This window comes from Brevibacillus sp. FSL L8-0520 (assembly GCF_037963895.1).
In the GTDB taxonomy this organism is placed as follows: Bacteria; Bacillota; Bacilli; order Brevibacillales; family Brevibacillaceae; genus Brevibacillus; species Brevibacillus borstelensis.
On the sequence record NZ_CP150171.1, the window covers coordinates 834,892 to 855,998 of the forward strand.

The 21,107-nt window shown below is 45.7% G+C and carries 9 protein-coding genes and 1 pseudogene; 6 read left to right on the forward strand and 4 right to left on the reverse strand.

The window, feature by feature from the left end:
• Nucleotides 1-450 precede the first annotated feature (450 nt).
• Both NSQ24_RS04465 and NSQ24_RS04470 read left to right on the forward strand, forming a co-directional pair.
• Nucleotides 451-1,062, forward strand: a complete 612-nt coding sequence (locus tag NSQ24_RS04465; protein ID WP_003389369.1) for a TetR/AcrR family transcriptional regulator — start codon at nt 451-453, stop codon at nt 1,060-1,062.
• Nucleotides 1,063-1,435: 373 nt separating this feature from the next.
• Nucleotides 1,436-2,431, forward strand: a complete 996-nt coding sequence (locus NSQ24_RS04470; RefSeq protein WP_243014492.1) for a hypothetical protein — start codon at nt 1,436-1,438, stop codon at nt 2,429-2,431.
• Between the two features lie 185 nt (nt 2,432-2,616).
• On the opposite strand, the gene NSQ24_RS04475 is transcribed toward NSQ24_RS04470, so the two are convergent.
• Nucleotides 2,617-3,498, reverse strand: a complete 882-nt coding sequence (locus NSQ24_RS04475; RefSeq protein WP_031932060.1) for a GNAT family N-acetyltransferase — start codon at nt 3,496-3,498, stop codon at nt 2,617-2,619.
• Between the two features lie 295 nt (nt 3,499-3,793).
• Here NSQ24_RS04475 and NSQ24_RS04480 point away from each other — a divergent pair, with 295 nt between their 5' ends.
• On the forward strand, nt 3,794-4,366 hold the full coding sequence (locus tag NSQ24_RS04480; RefSeq protein WP_003389366.1) for a GNAT family protein: 573 nt from the start codon (nt 3,794-3,796) through the stop codon (nt 4,364-4,366).
• 56 nt (nt 4,367-4,422) lie between these two features.
• On the opposite strand, the pseudogene NSQ24_RS04485 reads toward NSQ24_RS04480, so the two are convergent.
• The 3 genes and pseudogenes from NSQ24_RS04485 to NSQ24_RS04495 form a co-directional block, all read right to left on the reverse strand.
• Nucleotides 4,423-4,682: pseudogene (locus NSQ24_RS04485) on the reverse strand (GNAT family N-acetyltransferase); the annotation flags it as partial.
• A 182-nt stretch (nt 4,683-4,864) separates the two neighbouring features.
• Complete coding sequence (locus NSQ24_RS04490) at nt 4,865-6,304, reverse strand: serine hydrolase (RefSeq protein WP_051925392.1); 1,440 nt, start codon at nt 6,302-6,304, stop codon at nt 4,865-4,867.
• A gap of 272 nt (nt 6,305-6,576) precedes the next feature.
• Nucleotides 6,577-7,227: a hypothetical protein gene (locus tag NSQ24_RS04495; protein ID WP_003389363.1), complete on the reverse strand. Its 651-nt coding sequence runs from the start codon at nt 7,225-7,227 to the stop codon at nt 6,577-6,579.
• Nucleotides 7,228-7,665: 438 nt separating this feature from the next.
• On the opposite strand from NSQ24_RS04495, the gene fabF reads away from it, so the two are divergent.
• From fabF to NSQ24_RS04510, 3 genes are read left to right on the forward strand one after another with little or no spacing between them, the layout of a single operon-like run.
• Complete coding sequence (fabF, locus tag NSQ24_RS04500) at nt 7,666-8,907, forward strand: beta-ketoacyl-ACP synthase II (protein WP_024984235.1); 1,242 nt, start codon at nt 7,666-7,668, stop codon at nt 8,905-8,907.
• Nucleotides 8,908-8,925: 18 nt separating this feature from the next.
• Nucleotides 8,926-17,103, forward strand: a complete 8,178-nt coding sequence (locus NSQ24_RS04505) for an amino acid adenylation domain-containing protein (RefSeq protein WP_339167318.1) — start codon at nt 8,926-8,928, stop codon at nt 17,101-17,103.
• A gap of 29 nt (nt 17,104-17,132) precedes the next feature.
• Nucleotides 17,133-21,080: a non-ribosomal peptide synthetase gene (locus NSQ24_RS04510; RefSeq protein WP_031932064.1), complete on the forward strand. Its 3,948-nt coding sequence runs from the start codon at nt 17,133-17,135 to the stop codon at nt 21,078-21,080.
• Nucleotides 21,081-21,107 lie beyond the last annotated feature (27 nt).

The window sequence follows — 21,107 nt, forward strand, 5'->3', positions numbered from 1 at the left end:
GCGGAATATGCAATCCGCCCTTATCTCTACTGCTATCCGGAGAAATGTATGGAGACACTTAAAACCTGGTCGTACGATCCCAATTTTCATGTGCGTCGTTTGGTCAGTGAAGAAACTCGACCTCGTCTTCCTTGGGCGAAGCGGATGAACGCACTCGGCGGAGATCCCTTGCGAAATCTTGACTTGCTTGAGCCTTTGTTGAATGACGGTTTGGGCTATGTCAGACGGTCTGTGGCCAATCATGTGAATGATTTGACGAAGGATTACAAACGGGTCACTATAACATGGATAGCCGATAAGCTGTGCAGGGGGTGGGAACATGGTCCGAGCGTGGTCCGCCTTGCATTAAGGTCGCAAGTGAAGTCCGGAGATCCGGATGCGTTGGCAATAATAAAGGAACTGTAGTAATCTTGGGAGCATATGTGCTGATGAATGGAGAAGTTGTTTAACATGAGGAGAAGCAAAGCGGAGACAACGGAAACGATACGTAAATTGATTGAAATCGCCAGAACCCATTTTACCGAGTATGGTTATGCGAATACGGTATTGGAATCGATTGTCCATGAAGCGAAACTAACGCGAGGCGCGGTTTATCATCATTTTCGCAGCAAGAAGGAATTGTTTCGAGCCGTATTGGAAGATGTCCAACGAGAAGTTGCCAAGAGAGTGGAAGCGGAAGCCTCGACGAGCGAAGATCCATGGCAGCAGCTCTACTTAGGTTGCCGGGCATTCATTATGGCTGCTGTTGAAGAGAGCAATAGGCGAATCATGTTGGTAGACGGTCCGGCGGTTCTCGGTTGGGAAACCTGGAGGGAAATGGACCAGAACCACTCCATGCGTTTATTGAGAGAGCAGCTTGCTATCATGCAGAAACAAGGACATTTTCGAATGATTCCCCTCGATGTCCTGACCCATTTTATTTCGGGCGGTTTGAATGAAGCGGCCCTCTGGCTTGCCAATGAATCCGCGCAGCCGAAAGCTTTGGATGAAACAATGGAGGTTCTTTCTGTTTTCTTGGAAGGATTCAAGCAAAATACAATTCACTCCCCCGGTGCGACGTGAACCAGCTTATGGTAGTGAAATTGGTGAGCGGGAGATCGCATCGCTGGCAACGATACGGTTTAGGGTTAGATTCTCCCTTGTCTCACCACACAGACCAAAGATATAGGTAATTTCCCAATATTTACGTACACAAGTCATGTGGGGAGTGTGGCGCTACTATTTTGATGTTCTATTGCCCAAACCTAAACGAAAACATCTTTACTAGAATCAGGCTATTTTATTGGACAGGACGCTTCAATTGTGTTGTTTACTATGCGTCAGGAATGATTCATAACAAGTTCTACCGGTGCGAGCCCCTTCCAACCATTGGAAGGGTTTTTGTCTTTAAAATGGAATAATAGTCCAAGTCAAGCCGATTGAACGGAGGAGTACAATGGGACACCGAGCGAATCTGATCATTGTGAGAAATCATTCATACGAGTTGTATTACAGCCACTGGTGTGCAAACACCTTGCCAAAAAATATATTTTGGGGAGAACAATACGCTATCAAATTTATCGAAATGCAGACGAAGGTAGATGAGTCTGGATGGTTGAATGATGCTTGGGCTGAAGGCGGAGCCATTCTTGATGCAGATAAAAAAAAGGTAATGTTCTATGGGGGCGAAGATATACGCTACAACATTCCGCTAAGAGATCTCTATGTAAAACTTATGGGATACATTTGGGAGGGGTGGGAAATCAAATGGGCTTACGAAGGTATTGTAGACCTGGCAGCCTACGTGGGTTACCCAAAGGAAAAAGTGCTAACGGATCGTAAAAACGATTGCGCTCATACGAGCTTAGCTCCTCCGGAGGAGAAAGACTGGGTTGATACAGTGGCAAGCGTAAAGTTTTCTCCAAACGAAATGCTACTGTTTCCATTATGGGGAGGGATCGATAATTATTTGCCATATGGACCTGATTTGGTAAATCGAATAGATAAAGCCTATGGGTATCCACGTATATCTTTAAGTGAATGGTCCCATGATTTTCCGATCGGAGGCTTCCATATTGATATGGAACGGAGAAGATTGGAATTTTGGCATGCAAATGTAATCCCAAACATCTCCCAACAACTTCAAGAGAAATGGTCTGATTGGGAGGTTGTCAATCATTATGGAGATTACGAATCGCAATGCAGGTGTACAGACGGGCTGTTGCAGTTCCAGGATATGAGCCACCATCACTTGCTGGAGACCTTGAAGACTCAACTGCTGAAAGAATCATCGAATCCAGTGGATTCATTAGCTCTCTTCGTTCAAAAAGAGGCAGAGGCAGGAAAAAAGGTAGAAGTAAACCCTTACGCTTTGAAGCATGACACATATGAGCTGTCCAGGAATGTGAAAGAACAAATACTAGACGAAGCTATGGAGAAGCTACAATTCTAGTACACGGAGCCCTCCCGCCAGAGTGTATTGCTGAATGATCGGGTCGACAAATGGAACAACTGAGAGGTTTACACTACAGCAGGGGAGAAAGCGGGGGAACTGCTGGTCTGAAAGGCAGCCGAAAGTCCCTCGAAAGAAATTATGCTTCAAAAAAACTGCCCGACCAAAAGCGGGCAGTTTTGACATCAAGCAATGGATGTGATCGGATGTTTAACGTATGGGGGGTAGATGTTCCCCTCATTTGCTCTTACAAATAAACCGCCATCATAGATCTCGCTTTTTACTTCGATCCCCTCATAGTCAGGAGTGAAATGGAACGTTACTTTTTCCGTATCGCTGCCTGCAATCTTGGTCAAAATATCGTGAATGTTGACTTCCTTCGTGCTAATGACATCGAAAAGATCGAGGTGATTGTTTTCCTTTTTATAGATCGCAAGAACGTCCTCGTTTTCCAAGTAATACAGATCGTCGCCAAATACGTTCAGGCAATAAAACATGAAGATTCCTTGAGCGCCATCCGTTCCAAAACGCTGAGAAACAGGCAGCCTTTCTGAAGCAAGCCTGTAAATGAAACGAAGATCAGCTTCATCATTTACAGTAAGCTTTCGAATGCCTGTATCCGCACTAGGGCTCGGACTTGGCGTAAAATCCATCGAAAAGAGATGCTCTTCTGCCGGTTTGAATCCAAACCGGGGATAAAAATCGAGAACCGTTTTGTTCGCAAAAAGGTACATGAAATCATACTGATTTTCATATTCCTCTAAAACCTTGTTCATCAACCTTGCAGACAGTCCCTGTTTTCGATATTCCGGATGAGTCATGACCGTTCCGATTTGTATCGCTTTTTTCTTCTCGCCATCCATAATGAGCGAAAGCAGGTTAACAGAAACATTTGCGACAACGGTTTCTCCCTCAACAAATGAAAAGGGTATGTACCGTTCATTCCAAAACCCTTTTTGATACCACGTTTCAAATTGGATGCCAAAAGTGCTGGCAGCAAGTTCGGATAAACTCCTTCGAAGTGCCTCGTTGGTTTTATAATCCTTCATAAATGCAAGTTCACGCATTTCAGTTGCCCCCTGAATTAAAAAGTTGAGGATAAACAGGCAGTTCGAGCAAGCTTCTCTCCTAGCTTACCACTGTCACACCTCGCCGGCTTATGAAGATTGACGATTACTTGCGTGGAATATAGCGTGTTGCAGCAAAAAGGAAAAGGGTAAAAGTGGAGAGTGAGCGAAAGTAACATTATCCCAATCAGCCATTTCACCGTAATTCTCGGGATGATCTTAGGCAATTGCGAAAAGCCTGCTGTTTCAATACTTGTAGCACGATACCAACGACGCCGAAAGGGAAGGATCACGTATGGATACGAATGCCGTTTTCGATGAGTTTCCGATCATAAAATCCGACCGTTTCATCCTGAAAAAGATTGATGCCAATCATCTGGAGGATGTATTTGAGATTTACAGCAATGACAAGGTGTTTGAATATTGCGGAATCATCCCGAAGCACAATAAAGAGACGGTGAAGTCGATGATCGGGCATTTTGAGAGGGACTTCAATAAAAAGTCTCGCGTAAAATGGGGCATATTCACTCATGTTGAAAGCGACAAACTGGTTGGCATCATCGAAGCATTCGATTTTAACCAGAAGGTGAATATGGTGACGATCGGGTACTTTTTGGCGGAAGCGCACTGGGGGAAAGGGATTGCTACAGAGGCTGTGAAAGCATTGGTACGATTTCTGTTTCATGAAGTGAACGTAAACCGAATACAGGCCGAAGTCATGCCTCCAAACGAAATTTCAAAGAAGGTATTGATAAAGAATGGGTTTGTCAAAGAAGGCACACTGCGACAAGCAACCGTATGGTCGGGGAAGGGCGTAGTTGACCTGGAGATCTACAGCATTCTAAAAAATGAGTATAAAAATGAATAAAACAAAAGGGTTTGATATGTATTTGACACAAAAAAACGGAAAGCGGGGAAAAAAGGGCGCGTACCAATTCCCTTCCCGTGCTGATCAGGGTCGACGAACAGCATCTCGAATTTCGGCCCATTCAGTCCAATAAATCCGGTTGGTTCTTGAAGCTCGTTTACTGCCACCCAGACCTCAAGTTCTTTCATTGCTTCGTTTTGAACGATGTTTTTGTAAAACTGAATATCTTCTTCTGTCAGGAAAGTGTGGGTGGAACTACAGCCCGATACCAAATATCTACCAATCTTTCATGATCCTTTTCTTGGCAGCCGGCAATTTCACCCTCCCATAATATGCTGACAAACAAATCAGCCTCTTCAAACGAGAAGAGGCTGAATCCTTTTTTCCTGCCATCGTATTTCCTTCACATTGCACATCTTGCGAGTAGCGAAGCGGCATAAATCCAACGTTCAGATTGTTTGTCTCAAAATGCTTGAACTGTTATACGAAAAGATAATCCTACTCGTCTTTGAACAATTCAACAATCTCCCGGAAGACCGTAATCTCTTCTCCCAAATCCTCTTCAGAAGAATTCACGCTAGTCTTCACGATAATCATATTTTCATTCTGGTTGACGTAAATATTTTGTCCATAAATGCCATTGGCCAAAATTTCCTTATTGTCCGGGTCGGGGCTTGGCGGAATCCACCATTGATACTTGTAGAATGGGAAGCCTTCACTGCCGATATACGTTTCTTTTACCCAATCCTCGGAGATGATCTGTTTTCCGTTCCAGTTGCCGTTATTCAAGTACAGCCGGCCAAACTTGGCGTAATCCCGCAGGGAGGCATTCAGATAGGCAAACGTCATGTCATCGCCGTGCAGGTCGGTGTTCCAGTATGCGGAGTGTTCCATGCCGAGCGGCTTCCAGATTTTTTCCTCCAGATATTTGGATGGCTGCTTGCCTGTTGTTTTCTTGATGAGCATGCCAAGCACTTGCGTATCGGACCCTTTGTAGGTAAAGGTGCCGGGGGATGCGTCCGAAGGCAGGGTCGTCATCATCTCATTGAAGGATTCCTTCTCCACAAATAGTCGATTGTACCATTCGGTGATAAAAGGCTCTTCATAGACCGGATATTTGACGCCGGAAGCCATGTTGAGAATATCCTTGATCGATACGCCGTCATAACCGGAATCCTTCAGCTCCGGAAGATAATCCGTGATGGGATCATCGACGCTGTTTATGTAGCCTTCGTCAATGGCGATGCCGACCAGCGCAGAGGTAAACGACTTGGACATGGACCAGGATGTATTCAATGTTTTCTGGCTATTTCCGTGGTAATATCGCTCGGTAACGATTTTATCGTCTTTGATGACAAGCAGGCCGGTTGTTACCGTTCGCTTCAGCAGATCTTCAAATTTGTGCTGCTGCTTGTTGTAGGTATAGGTGAAATTGGGCAAATCGCGGAGCTTCTTTTTGAACGTAAAGGTGTTCTTCTTATCGTTTTTGATCTTGTGGCTGGGAAAAATTTTATTCATGGATCGGAAGTTTTTAATGATTTTATCTTTGTCAAAAAGTGTTAAAAATTTGGTGTGATCATACTTGGAACGAACGGAAGACTCGTTATCCTCTTCGATAACAGAATCTTCGAGATTGCCCTCTTCGGTAACAGAATCGTCGAGGCTGCCGTCCTCGATAACGGAATCTCCGACGCCATCTTCTTCGGTAACGGAATCTTCCAGGCTGTCTTCTTCAGTAATGGAATCTCCGAGACTATCTTCTGCGGTATCAGAATCTCCGACACGATCATCCTCTTGGTCGAGGTCTTGTCCGATCTGAGAATCAGGATTAGGTGTTTGTGCAGATGCATGCGATGGCAAAAGAAAAGAGTGAGTGGTGAGTACACCTACCAACAAGGCGCTGACTGCCAGTGGCAACAACTTCTTTTTCTTTGACATGAATAGAAAACACTCCTTTTTATTTTGTAACAACATCACAAATATGTATATATATTACATTGCAATTCCGGTAAGAACAACAATTTATTTGAAAATATAAAAACTTTTAAAAAATTCTTTAAAAAACCGTTAGACTTCTGGCCACTGGAGTGTTCTTGAAATAGAGTGGAAACTCTTGCTTCTTGAGATAGTTGCATGAAAAAAAGCGACCGCCAAGAAGCATAGAGGACATTTCTTGGCGGTTGTTTCTGTTTGGAGTATGGAATGTGTGTTCATAACAGGCCACGAGACTTCTCGCTTTTCGGAAATACGGTATACGACAGAGCGAATATGCTGTCGATGACAAAAATCAAGGTCCAAATCCTGCTGAGGTTATTGACTGTCGGATTGGCAAAAGGCAGGAGGCCTTCCTTGGCTGAGAAAAATTCACGGAAAAAATCGCCCATACTTGTTATTTCGTAGAACCGTGAGGACAGCCCGAACAAAAAATAGAAAACCAGGTGGGCTATTGCATAGACAGAGAAGTGAATGTAAAAATGTTTCCGTTCTTTTTGGGCGTGTTCCCTTCCCACCAGCTTCTTCGGCGGTTCGATATTGGGAGCAGGCAGTCCCTTCCACTTGGCAACATAGATTTGGATATAGTAATCAAGCTTTTTGAAGTCGCTTTTTCCATACGTGATGGCATATACAAAAACAACCAGCACAACGATTTGATAACTGGAAAACTGCCCTGTATGCAAGTAGTCAAAAAAACCTAAAGAAGCGATCCATAGGTCATTGACGATAAACAGCAGAAAAAAAACAAAGCTGAGAGTTTTTTTGCCGAACCAATATCTGGCGATCAAGAACGTGATGATGGAAACCCAAAAGATGACTTCCGCGACAATAAGGAAAGCCCATTTATGCGTTAAAATATAATCCATTTGCTGCCTCCTTTTAAAAAAAGTGTGCGAGTACATGCTGTGTTTATTCAACATGCTGATATAACCAGGTAAACAATCCCTCCCATCCTTTTTTCCCTGAACATAGATGAACTTGCCAGGAAGGCACTGTTCCTTTTTTCAAGGAATGGAGCAATCCTTTCGCCATTCCCTACTGAATTGTATGTGGCCGGGCTTTTTGCAGTAATCATTGGCTGTTGCTCACGATTTATATACTGAGAGTATACACCACATGGTGCTTTTATCAAGAAAATAATGTAAAAATAGGGATTTAGATACTTTGTATGCTCCCAGCTATGGGATGAATGAATTACTTCCCTTGCAATCGTTGGGTTGTGAATTGTTGCGGGATTTACGGATGTCTGAGAAAACCTCCCTTTGTATGATAGGTGTAAATTGTTGGAATAAAGGGGACTCATCATGAAAAAACGTGTAGTTGTTACCGGGATGGGTGTCGTTACGCCAATAGGAGTAGGTGTCAAAACTTTTTGGGAAAACGTTGTACGGGGCGTGAGCGGGGTTGACTACATTCAAGCTTTTGATGCCGAAGGGTTTCCGACGACTATCGGTGCAGAAGTAAAAGGCCTTGACCTCGATGAATGGTTTACCCCAAAAGAAAAAAACCGGATGGAAACTTTTACACAGTATGCGATCGTGGCTGCCAGGCAAGCTATCTCCCAGGCAAAATTGGACATGCGTCAACTAGACCCCTACCGCGTGGGAGTGATTGTCGGAACAGGCATGGGTGGAACGAGGCTCATTCTGGAAAACTATCAGGACCTGCTTCAGCACGGGTATCGAAAAGTCAGCTCTTACTTGGCATTTGCCTCGCTGGTGGATGCCCCGACAAGCGAAGTTTCGATCATGGTAGGGGCAAAAGGCAAAAGCGGGGCCTGGGGTTCCGCATGTGCAACAGGAAACAACTGTATTGGCGAAGGCTGCCGAGCGATTCAATACGGAGAAGCAGATGTTATGATTGCCGGCGGAACGGAAGGCCAATTCACGCCTATTGACTTGGCCTCTTTTTGTAAAATAAAGGCTTTATCCACTCGGAACGACAATCCGCAAGCGGCCAGCCGCCCTTTTGACAAGGACCGGGACGGCTTCGTGATTGGTGCGGGATCGGGAATTGTTGTGCTGGAGTCGGAGGAGTCTGCCAAGAAAAGAGGAGCCACGATCCTCGCGGAAGTAGCCGGATACGGCTCCACTACAGATGCCTATCACGTCACGGCACCTGATCCGGAAGCGAAAAGCGCGATTATGGCGATGAAAAATGCAATTGCGGATGCCAATCTTGCACCTGCTGACATCGACTACATCAATGCCCACGGTTCCAGTACGCGATTGAACGACCAAATCGAAACGCTGGCGATAAAGAAGCTGTTTGGTGAAAAGGCCAGGTCCATTCCCGTCAGCTCCATAAAGTCGATGACAGGGCATTTGCTGGCAGGGGCCAGTGCAGTCGAGCTGATTGCCTGCATCCTGACTCTGCAGCATCAAATCGTGCCGCCAACGATTAACCTCCACGAGCCCGATGAAGGATTCGATCTCAACTATGTGCCAAATGAGGCGCAGGCGCATCGAGTACGGGCCGTTTTGAACAACTCGTTTGGTTTTGGCGGGTACAATGCTTGTATCGTTGTTAAGGAATGGCAAGGGTAAGTTGTGGGAGGGAGAGCTATGAGCGTGATTCATATACAAGAAAATCGCATGAAGCTAGAGCAGTTTTCCAACATGGACGCATGCATTCATCATTTGATCGAACAGCAGGCGGCGATGACACCCAATCAGACAGCAGTCATTTATGAAGCAAGTGAGCTCAGTTATCAGCAGTTGAATGAAAAAGCCAATCAGTTTGCTCATTACCTGGTACAATGCGGGCTGCAAATTGAAGAGCCTGTCGCTGTTTGCATGGACCGCTCTCTGGAGATGGTCATTGTATTGCTGGGAGTGCTAAAGGCCGGAGGCGCCTACGTTCCCATTGACCCGAACTATCCGAAAAAACGTTTGGAATATATGTTGACGGATGCGAAGGCCCCCATCATTGTTACGACGCAGAGCAGAGAAATGATCTTTGCGGATCAGCAATTGGGAGATGCAAAGCTTGTTGTTGTCGACAAAGGGGAGGAATGGAGCAAGCAGCCCTCCCGTAATCTTGACATACCAATGACAGGCGACAACCTCATCTACATGATTTATACGTCGGGCTCCACTGGAAATCCCAAAGGGGTCATGAATACACACCGGGCTTTAAACAACCGTCTGCAGTGGATGCAAAAAGAGTTTCAATTAAACAGTTCTGATCGCATCCTGCAAAAAACGCCGTTCAGCTTCGATGTGTCAGTCTGGGAATTTTTTTGGCCGTTGCTTGCCGGGGCAACCCTTGTCATGGCCAGACCAGAAGCGCATAAAGATCCCGAATATCTGATCCAAACCGTTCAAGCGATGAACATTACGACCATGCACTTCGTACCGTCCATGCTGCAAATTTTTCTCGATACGTATCAAACAGAAACGCCGCTCCCGTCTCTCAAGCGGATTATTTGCAGTGGGGAAGCACTGACGAAGTCGATGGAGCTCGCCTTTTTCTCAAAATTTGACAAGGTTGAGCTGTACAACTTATACGGTCCCACAGAAGCGGCTATCGATGTCACCTACTGGAAGTGCACAGGCGATAAACGTGAAAAGGCAGTGCCCATCGGGTTTCCGATCAGCAATATTCGCTTGCATATTATCGATGGGGAAAACCTGATAACGGAGCCAGGGGTCGCAGGCGAACTGCATATTGGCGGAATCGGACTTGCAAGAGGCTACCATAACAAACCGGAGCTGACCGAGGAAAAATTTATTGCTGATCCCTTCCACGAAGGCGAGCGTCTGTACAAAACGGGCGATTTGTGCAGATACCGCGAAGACGGTGCCATCGAATATATCGGCAGGATCGATTTCCAAGTAAAAATACGCGGATACCGGATTGAACTGGGTGAAATTGAAGCAGCCATGGAGCGCTTGCCCAATATCAAGCAGTGTGTCGTTACTGCCGTTCGCGAAGGCGACCACACCTTCCTTGTTGCTTATGTGACCGTCCTGGACGACGAGAAATGGGAAGAAAATAGCGTTCGTAAACAAATGGAGGAGCAGCTGCCTGATTATATGATTCCTTCATTTTTTGTCCGCTTGGATGGGTTCCCCTTATCGTCCAATGGAAAGGTTGATCGAAAAAGTCTGCCTGCTCCCCAGAAAAACAGGATTGTTCCTGCAGAGCGTCAACCACAAACGGAGACCGAAAAAATAGTGGCTTCATTTTGGAAAGAGCTTCTGTTTTTAGACGATGTAGGTATTGATACACCGTTTCTCCATGTGGGGGGCAACTCGCTTTTTGCTGCCCGTTTTGTGACTCGCTTAAAGCAGCGGCTGCCAATCCATCTTACGTTGAAAGATGTTTTTCAGCATCCTACCATTCGTCAATTGAGTGCATTTATCGATTCACAATCTTTTATCTCGGAAGAGCAGACTTTGCTGCCGGCGAAGAACGACGAGAAGAAAAGAGAGTTGTCGTTTGCGCAAAAGCGGCTCTGGTTTATTAATGAATGGCAGGGAACCAGCTCCTTGTACAACTTGCCTACCTATTTCGAAATAACAGGACCCTTGCAGTACGATGCTTTTCTTGCCAGTCTGGAGCATTTGCTTGCGCGGCATGAAGTATTAAGGGTCAACTTTATCGAAGAGGACGGTCGTCCTTTCCAAGTGATTGATGATTCGAAGAAAAGCAATTTGGAACGGATCTCTTTATCTGATCAGCCGTATGAGTTAGCGAAACAAACAGCGCTGCAAGCGATGGAAGAAGACGCGAAGATTCCATTCGAACTGACATCCGACCCGCTGTATCGGTTTAAGCTGTATAAGCTGTCTGATAACCAGCATCTCTTTTATTACAATGTTCATCATATCGTCTGGGATGGCTGGTCGAACTATGTTTTCCAATCAGACCTTCTCAAGAAATACAACGAAATAGTAGGCGGCACAGACTGTGAAGTACAGGAAGCTATGGAAGGGCAGGTCCAATATAGTGACTACGTGACCTGGCAGAATGCTTTTATTGATTCCCCGGTTTACCGGGAGCAGATGGACTTTTGGAAAACACAACTGGGCACCGAGGCTCCTTCTATCAAGTTGATGGCGAATCAGAAGAAGACGCATCCGGATGGTCATAATGGGGCCGTCAGCACGTTCCAGATTCCGAACCAGGTGTTAGAGCAACTGAAAGCGTTTTGCAAACAGAACAATACGACCCTTTTCATGGCGATGCTTTCGCTCTTTAAATTGTTGATTTATCGCTTGTCACAGGAAAAGGACATTGCGATTGGGACAACGGCTGCAGGGCGAAATCACGCCAAACTGGAAGGGTTGCTCGGATTTTTTGTAAACACATTGGTGATTCGAAATGAAATTCGCGAAGGCACCAGCTTTGTTGAACTTGTCCAGCAAGTAAGCGATACGGCGGTAAAAGCGTTCTCCCATGGAGACGTTCCTTTTGACAAAGTGGTGGAGGAGCTTCAACCGCATCGTTCAGTCAACCAGCAGCCTCTGTTTCAATATATGTTCACCTTCCAGGATTTCGCGTTTGACCCGGCGCAGGGAAATCAACTGGCGGTCAGCGAACCGATTTCGCTCCATAACGACACCGCCAAGTTTGATCTAACGCTGTTCATGGAACGGAGTGGCGAAGAATATATCGGAAAATGGGAATATCGGACAGACCTGTTTGAGGAAGAGACGATCAAACGATTTAGTTCGCATTTCCTGCAGCTATGTGAGCGAGTATTGGCACAGCCATTTACTGCTGTTGAACAGCTTCCCGTGCTGAGCGAGAGAGAAAAGGCGTTCATGATTCACACGTTAAATGAGACAGCATGCGAATTTCCGGATGTTGCCTTGCATGAATGGTTTGAAGCCCAGGCGATGAAAACGCCGGACAACATCGCCGCCGAGTATGAAGGGGAGTGCCTGACCTACAGGGAGCTTGATGAGAAGGCGAATCAACTGGCTCACTTGCTCCGTGAAAAGGGCGTAGCTCCCGACACGCCGGTAGGCTTATGCATGGAACGGTCTTTGGAACTGGTCGTGTCCATGATGGGAATCCTGAAAGCGGGCGGTGCTTTTCTGCCGATTGATACGGAAGTCCCTTGGGAACGGGCTTACGCCATTTTGCGGGATGCGGGGGCTTCGATTTGCATAACGCAGCCAGGGACAAGGCTGCAGGAAACAAAAGATATCGAGCTGCTTTCCTATCTGATGCAGGAGAGCCTTTTGGAAGGATATCCAGTCACGAAACCGGATGTTCAAGTCACCCCTGACCATCTCGTTTCGATCTATTACACATCAGGCTCAACGGGAAAACCCAAAGGCGTCAGCAACACGCATAAAGGCTGGGTTAACCGGATGAACTGGATGCAGAACAAGCATCGTCTACAGGCACACGAAGTCGCATTGCAGAAAACAATCCTGACGTTTGATGATTCCGCCGTCGAGATTTTCTGGCCGTTGACAGTCGGAGCGAAGATCGCGTTTCTGCCCAAAGGAGCGCACCGGGACCCGGTCAGTATTATCGAATATGCAATCAAGCACAACGTTTCCTTGCTTCAGTTTGTTCCGAGCATGCTGAAAATGGTGCTGGAGCAAATCACACCGGTTCAAAGACAGCAGTTGACGAACCTGCGCATTGTCGTATCCAGCGGGGAAGCATTGCATGCCGACGTGGTCCGCTCGTTCTATGAAAAGATGCCAGGCAAGCTGTTCAACACATGGGGAGCTACGGAGGTCTCGATTGATTCCACATGTTTTGATTGCGAGCCGGATGTGGAGAACAGCTCTGAAATTGTTTCCGTCGGACGTCCGATCGACAATAACCGCATTTATGTACTGGACAAGTTTTTAGAACCGGTTCCGCCTGGCGTCCCTGGTGATTTATACATTGCCGGCATCGGCCTGGCCAGAGGGTATATCAACAATCCGGAAAGAACGGCTCAGTCCTTTATTCCCGATCCGTTTTATCCGGGGGAGTTCATGTACCGAACCGGTGATAGAGGGTACTTGAAACCAGATGGAAACATTATGTTCCTCGGCCGCCAGGACAATCAAATCAAGCTAAGAGGAATGCGTGTCGAACTCGGTGAGATCGAAACCACGCTGAGGGCTATCGCGGGGGTTTCCGAAGCTGTCGTCATCGTCCATAAAACCGAGTCTGACATTCAATATTTGGCTGCCTACTATACGTCCGCAGAAGGCGACATACAACCCGGCGTATTAAAGCATGAGCTGAAAAAGGTGCTGCCTGATTATATGGTTCCCAGCTATTACGTTCAACTGCAGGCGTTCCCGTTAAATGCGAATGGGAAAATCGATCGGCACCAGCTGCCAAAACCATCCGAGCAAAATCTTGCTGCTGTTGGCGCTTACGTTGCCCCCAAGAACGACAAGGAACAAGCTATTTTGTCCATTTGGCTTGAGAAATTGGGCGTACAAAAAATAGGAGTCCAAGATAACTTCTTCGAGTTAGGCGGACATTCCTTATTAGCGGTTCAGATTATCTCGGAAGTAAATAAAAAGTTTGAGTCAAGGCTTTACGTGAAAGACCTGTTCGAAAATCCAACGATTGAAACATTGGCTGGCGTTTTGGAAAAGCGCAAGAACAGTGATGCGAGCAGCCCGGTTATGGAATTGGCTGATCGCAATCAACCGTTCCCTCTTTCGGATGCCCAAAAGCGGATTTGGTTTTTAGACCAGCTCTACCAAGACACAAAACATAATATGCCGCTCGTTTTAAAATTCCATGGATCTGTCGATTCAGAGAGATTGCAGGATTGCCTGAACCAACTGATTGACAGGCATGAATCATTGCGCACCGCTTTTCTCAATAAAAACGGCGAGCCAATCCAACGCATCTTGCCCCACGCCACAATATCTTTGCAGGTGGAAGAGTGGGGAGATCGGGAATTGCAACAGATCGTGCGACGAGAAATGTCCAGTCCGTTTGATCTTGCTGCGGCACCCTTGGTCAGAGGCACTCTGGTGAAAGGGAAGTCGGCGGATGTCCTGGTGCTTACCTTCCATCATATTATCAGTGATGGCTGGTCTCTAAAGGTTGTGAAAGAAGAGCTTCTGAAGCTGTATGCGGGTGAACGGACATTTTTAGAGGAAAAGCCTGTGCAATATGTGGACTACCTGTTAAGACACAACGATTTTATCAATCAGGCGGAATATCAGGAGCAGCTTTCCTATTGGAAGAAAAAGTTTGACGGAGAGATTCCCTTGCTTCAGCTTCCCATTAGCAGAAGCCGGCAAAGGGAGGGCAAGACGGGAAATGAAACGCTGAGAAAATCTTTGTCCATGCAAGTATCAAGCGACATAAAAGCTTTCAGTCAGGAACAGAGAGTCACACCTTTTATGACGCTGCTATCCGTATTCGGCGTACTGCTGTCCAGACTGTCCCAGCAAACCGATTTGATCATCGGCACTCCCGTAGTCAATCGGAATACCTCAGAATTGGAGAAGTCCGTAGGTCTCTATTTGAATACATTGCCATTGCGGATGGAACTTGATGCAAATGCGACATACAGAGATGTGTTGGATCAGGCAAAACAGACGGTGCTGGAGGCGTTTGCCAATCAGGATATTCCTTTTGAAAAAATTGTGGAAGAAGTGAATCCGAAGCGGAACCTTAACCGCAATCCGTTATTTGATGTGTCCATTAACTATCGCAGCTTCGATGAACCTAAGACATACGCAGCCGATAATGTGGTCGTGGAAGAGATCGAAGTGGATGAAATTGAATCGAAGTTCTTCATGACGCTCTATATTGAGGAAGCCGCAGACGGATTCCATCTAACGCTCGCCTATCAAAATCAATTGTTTGAAAAAGAGCGGATGGCTGAGTTTCTGAATCAGTATATCCACTTGTTGCAGCAGGCGATGAAACTGGCAGATCAATCCATCCAATCCTACTCATTGGTCACTGAACAAGCCAAACGCATTTTGCCTGACCCAACGGCGAGACTTCAACAGATCGATTATCCACGTATTATTGAACAAGTGAAGTACTGGAGTGAGCAGGCTCCCCATCAGGTTGCCGTAGAAGATAACGAAAAATCGTATACCTATCGGGAATTGTTCCAAGATTCCCTGCGGATTGCAAAAGGTTTGCGCCGCCGAAATGTACATTCCGGAGATGTAGTAGCTCTATATGGAGATAGAAGCTATGAAATGATTATCTCGATGATGGGCGTACATTTGGCAGATGCCATTTTTATGAACATGGACACGCAAGTACCGGAAAAAAGATTCGAGTCCATGCTACAGATTGCAAACGCACGCGTGATCGTAACGAGCGAGACACTGGGCCAAACATACAAAGACGCACTGGCAGCAAGTGGAGTCCAATCATTTGAAGTGAGCGACCTGCTAAAAGAAGAAGCGGAGACGGGCACTGATCTGCCTCCAGCGTATACTTGTCCGGATGCCTATATTTTCTTTACATCAGGAACAACGGGAGAGCCGAAAGGAATCCTGGGTACGCACAACAGTATCTCTCACTTCTTGAACTGGCAGCGGCAAGAATTCGGTGTCACGACTAAGGATCGCAACGCGCAGCTCATTCACATTACATTTGATGCGTACCTGCGAGATGTCTTTTTGCCATTGACAAGTGGAGCGTCTCTCTTCATTCCTTCGAAGCAAGAAACAGATATGCTCGATTGGCTGGCGAAAAAAGAGATTACGATGCTCCATACGGTCCCATCGCTCGCGGGCCATTGGCTCAAGCAATCAGCAAAGACAAAGTCATTGCCGTCATTGCGACATGTATTTTTTTCAGGAGAACCTTTGCTTGCCAGTCTCGTTCATGCTTGGCGTGAAATCACGGATGCCCAAATGAATAATTTCTATGGCCAGACAGAGACGACTCTGATCAAGTGCTTCTATGTAGTTCCAAAGGAGCTTGCCGAAGAGGTCCAGCCGCTAGGCAATCCAATGCCAGACACGCAATTGCTGATTGTCAATCAGGAAAAACAGCTATGCGGGATTGGGGAACCTGGAGAGATAATGGTTCGCACTCCTTATCGGACGAAAGGATATTTGAATAAGGAACTAGAGGCGTTTATCCCCAACTTTTTTGATCCAGAAGATGATATTTACTTGTATCGCAGCGGTGACATGGGACGCTATCGACCGGATGGAAGCTTGGAAATCATAGGTCGAGCAGACGATCAAATCAAAATAAGGGGCGTCCGTATTGATAAAAACGAGATTGTCGCAGCTATTCTGAGACAGCCATACACGAAACAGTGCATCATTTTAGATGCAAAACAAGCAGATGAGATCCAGTTGAATGCCTATATCGTAATGGAGGACGGCCACAAGCTCTATCCGGATCAGCTGCGGAAAGTTTTGCGCAATGAATTGCCACTGGTTATGATTCCGAACCGATTTATCCAGATTGATGAGGTGCCTGTAACCTCCATAGGCAAAATCGATCGAAAAAAACTGGCGGCTCTTGAAGTTTTTGAAGAGGCAGAATCAGATGACGTTTTCCAAACTCCTTTGGAAATGGAGCTGGGAAAAATTTGGACAAAGTTGTTGCCTGTGTCATCCGTAGGGCCCAACAGCAATTTCTTTGAATGCGGGGGGCATTCTCTGCTCATTGTAAAAATGATATCACGCATAGACAGCCTCGGTTATGAGATCAGCTTAATGGATGTCTTCGAATATCCCACGATCAGAGGCTTAGCTGCCCTCATGCCAGAGAGAAAGAAAAAGGATCTATCTATTCGAAAAGTCACACGGATTAAGCAAAAGTTATAAACTTCATTATGAATGAAGGCAGGGATAACATGGGTTCGCTATCCGTAGAAAATGAAGTCTATCTGCTTCCGTCTTCCTATGGTCAAAACCGAATTTGGTTTTTCGAGCAAATGCTTCCAAATAGTCCTACCTACCATATACCGATTCTCCTGAAAATAACAGGAGATCTACAGCCAGCCGTATTAGAGAAAACGATTCAAAAAATAATAGAACGACATGAAGTTCTTCGCACTACTTTTTTAGAAGTCGAAGGGGAACTGAAACAAAAGGTTTCCCTTCACTTCCCTTCTTTTCGATTAGACGTGAAGACAAAAGAGGAGCTGGAAGAAGAGAAGCCTTTGACGGAGCATCTCAAGGAATTTGCTCTTGAGCCATTTGATTTGGAAAAAGGTCCGTTAATCAAATTCCAGCTTGTCCAGCTAAGCGCTGACCAATATTATTTGCTAGTGAATATTCACCACATTATTTTTGATGCTTGGTCCTTGGAAGTATTGCAGAAGGAAATTGTTACCATCTATACGATGGTTGAACAAGGCCGAGAAGCTGAATGCGGGGAACTTCCCCTCCAGTACGCAGACTACGCAAACTGGCAAAAGGAAATGTTCGAGGGAGAAACGCTGCAAAAAAAGTTGAATTTTTGGCAACAGCATTTGGATAATATCCCCTCCTTGCTGGAGCTTCCAACGGATCGGCCGAGGCCTAAAGAAATAACTTACGCAGGAGACATTGTCAAATTTGACTTGCCATTGGATGTAATTGAGCCCATAACGACTTTTTGCCGGACCCATCAAGCTACCCATTATACATTCTTTCTTGCCACGTTTAATGTGTTGCTTTACCGGTATACGGGACAAAAAGATATTGTGATCGGGACACCGATCACCAATCGGCCTAATCAGATGATTCAAGATTTAATCGGTTTTTTTGTAAATACACTACCGGTGCGGACGTTTATCAGACCGTATAGCAGCTTTTTGAATATCTTGAAAACCACGATCAAATCATTTCTGCAGACCTATGAAAATAGCGAGGTTCCCTTTGAAAAATTAGTTCAGGAGTTAAAACCTGATCGGGACAGCAGCTACCATCCCATTTTTCAAGCGCTGTTCACTCTCCAAGACTATCAGAAAAAGGAAGTAGAAGTTCCGTTTACGATGGAATATGAAAAAATCAGCACAAATACTTCGAAATTTGATCTCGTGCTGTACATGTCATGCAGCAAACAAACGATGTCGGGTGAGATCGAATACAGCACGGATTTGTTCAATCGAAAAACAATGGAGCGTTTCGCTCAACACTATATTACGTTGATCCGAGAAATCTTGAAAAATCCTGACAAGCCCATTTGCAAATTGAACATTTTGACAGAGGAAGAGAAAAACCATGTTATTGAAAATAACGTCATTCTTGCCGAAATGGGAACAGATCTCATACACCATCTAGTAGATAAACAAGCCCTCAAACACGCAAGCAAGATTGCAGTAAAGGGACATGATCATTCGTTTACGTACGAGGAATTGTATAAAAAGTCGAACCAAATAGCCCATGAGCTGATTCGACGCGATATTCAGCCGGGGAGCATCGTGGGAATCCGGTTGAAACGCTCCCCCGACCAAATTGCTTGTATATTGGGTGTTTTGAAAAGCGGCTGCGTGTATATGCCGATTGATCCTTCCTTGCCGGTTGAACGGGTTGAAATGATGGTAGAGGATTCCAAAGCGGCCGTAATTATTACAGACGATCTTTCATTCAATGAATGGAAAGAGAAAACAATCCTGGAACCCGATGTGGTTTTTAACAATCAGACTGCCAAAGATGCAGTGGAACTTTCTCTGCCGCCGGAAGAGGCAGTTGCCTACGTCATCTATACTTCGGGAACAACAGGCAAACCCAAGGGTGTCAGCGTTACGCATGCGGCCTTAATCAACCACGTTCAAGGATTTATTCAGGAGTTCCAGATCGGGGAAGGCGAGATGTTTCTGCAAAACATCAGCTCCAGCTTCGATCCATCCATGAGTGAGATTTTTTGCTCGCTGGTAAGTGGGGGAACATTGGTAATTACTCATCCCGACAAGCAATTTGACATTGATTATTTAGCAGATGTGATAGCGCATGAAGCAATTACGGTAACACATTTGTTCCATAGCTTGATAGAAAAGCTGTTGGATCTTCCCTCCTTCAGGCAAAATAAAACCCTCAAGTATATATTTACCGGGGGCGAAGCATTGCCTAATCAGCTTGTTCGGAAATTTTATGAAAATATGAAAGGGGAGGTTGCATTCGTCAATTTATATGGACCAACAGAAGCGTGTGTGGCCGCAACCTATTGGAGATGTCATCCTGAGCAACAATACCCTACCGCTCCAATCGGCATCCCCTTCCCGAATTATCATCTCGTTGTGTTGGATGAAAACTTGCAGGCAGTCCCACAAGGTGTCGTCGGGGAGTTGTTTATTGGCGGGCATAGTGTTGCCAAGGGGTATGAGAACAATCCAGAGTTGACGGCTGAGGCCTTCCCCCTATTAGACGTGGCAGGTGTGACACGTCGATATTATCGCACGGGAGATTTGGTTAAACAGCTGGATACAGGAGATTACCTCTTCATTTCAAGGAAGGACACGCAGGTTAAGGTTCGGGGTTTCCGTATCGAGCTAGATGAAATTCGTCATGTATTGCAGCAACAGCCTGAGATTGAAGAGGCCGCTGTTCTTGTTGAAGAGGTAAAAGGGGATAAAAAGATCTTTGCTTTTGCCGTGAAGGAGCCCGGCGTGGAGATTTCTGCGAATGAATTGAAAAAACGCCTGGCCAAAAAGCTGCCTTATTATATGGTTCCGCATGTAATCAGGTGGCTCACGGAATTGCCGGTTTCCATTAATGGAAAGCTGGATAAAAAGCGGTTGTCATTTGACGTCAGCGACTTGGCAAGTGGCGAGAAAATACCGCCTCGCAATCAGATTGAGCAACAATTAGCTGATATTTGGAGGGAAGTTCTGGCTATCGACGACATTGGAATAAACGAAGACTTTTTTGATTTGGGTGGGCATAGCATCAAGGTCATCGAGATCGTGGGTCTAACGAGAAAAAGAATGAACATTCAGCTGTCCCCTTCTCAATTATTTCTTTATCGAACAATCGAAACGTTAAGCGAGTTTATACAGAGTGATCAATCTCAAGCTGGCAGCGGACTGATTCTCAAATTAAAAGAAGGCCGTTCCGGTGATCCCCCACTGTTTCTTGTTCATCCAGGGGGAGGGGGAGCAATCTGCTACGTTCCTCTTGCAAGAAATATAGCTCGGGATATCAACATTTACGGCATTCAATCACTAGGGTATGAAAAAAATGTTGAACCTCTGCAAGATATACGGGAGATGGCAAAGCTGTATGTCCATGAGGTACAAAAGATTCAACCGAAGGGCCCTTATCAGTTGGCAGGGTGGTCTTTTGGAGGAACAATCGCGGTTGAGATGGCGAGAATTTTTGAATCAAAAGGGGAAAAGGTGTCGTTCCTGGGATTGCTGGATGCCTACCCGTTTGATCAAGTAGCGAAAAAAAAGCACCGCTTGGATCCGTTAAGCGTGTGGGCAGACAGCTTGTCCATAGAAATCGAGCAGTTTAGCAGCAAACCGAAATTGGAAAAATGCCAGATTATTTTGGAAGCTGCCAAACAAAAAAAGCTATTGCCTCGAACGGCTGAATTGGAAGACGTATTTCGAATTATTACGGTAATGGCAGCAAATAACATGGCAAGCGATCACTATACATTTTCTGCTCCGATTAAAACAGATTTACATGCCTTCACTTGTCAGGAAGTCGATCCCAGAAAACTCCATGAGCTGGTGGATGTTGATAAATGGAGGGGAAGAACAACAGGGAAAGTGTACACCTACCCGATAATGGGGCATCACAATAATCTCATGTCGTCTCCTCAAGTCGAGTATCTCGGACAGAAAATCTCAGAAACTTTGAAACGGGGATAAGCTCATGAAAACACAGGTGACCGGGCG

What these genes read in the sequence shown, in the direction of transcription:
- NSQ24_RS04505 (WP_339167318.1), top strand. Translation starts at nt 8,926, where the DNA reads ATGAGCGTGATTCATATACAAGAAAATCGCATGAAGCTAGAGCAGTTT.
- NSQ24_RS04490 (WP_051925392.1), bottom strand. Translation starts at nt 6,304, where the DNA reads ATGTCAAAGAAAAAGAAGTTGTTGCCACTGGCAGTCAGCGCCTTGTTG.
- NSQ24_RS04475 (WP_031932060.1), bottom strand. Translation starts at nt 3,498, where the DNA reads ATGCGTGAACTTGCATTTATGAAGGATTATAAAACCAACGAGGCACTT.
- fabF (WP_024984235.1), top strand. Translation starts at nt 7,666, where the DNA reads ATGAAAAAACGTGTAGTTGTTACCGGGATGGGTGTCGTTACGCCAATA.
- NSQ24_RS04465 (WP_003389369.1), top strand. Translation starts at nt 451, where the DNA reads ATGAGGAGAAGCAAAGCGGAGACAACGGAAACGATACGTAAATTGATT.
- NSQ24_RS04495 (WP_003389363.1), bottom strand. Translation starts at nt 7,227, where the DNA reads ATGGATTATATTTTAACGCATAAATGGGCTTTCCTTATTGTCGCGGAA.
- NSQ24_RS04480 (WP_003389366.1), top strand. Translation starts at nt 3,794, where the DNA reads ATGGATACGAATGCCGTTTTCGATGAGTTTCCGATCATAAAATCCGAC.
- NSQ24_RS04510 (WP_031932064.1), top strand. Translation starts at nt 17,133, where the DNA reads ATGGGTTCGCTATCCGTAGAAAATGAAGTCTATCTGCTTCCGTCTTCC.
- NSQ24_RS04470 (WP_243014492.1), top strand. Translation starts at nt 1,436, where the DNA reads ATGGGACACCGAGCGAATCTGATCATTGTGAGAAATCATTCATACGAG.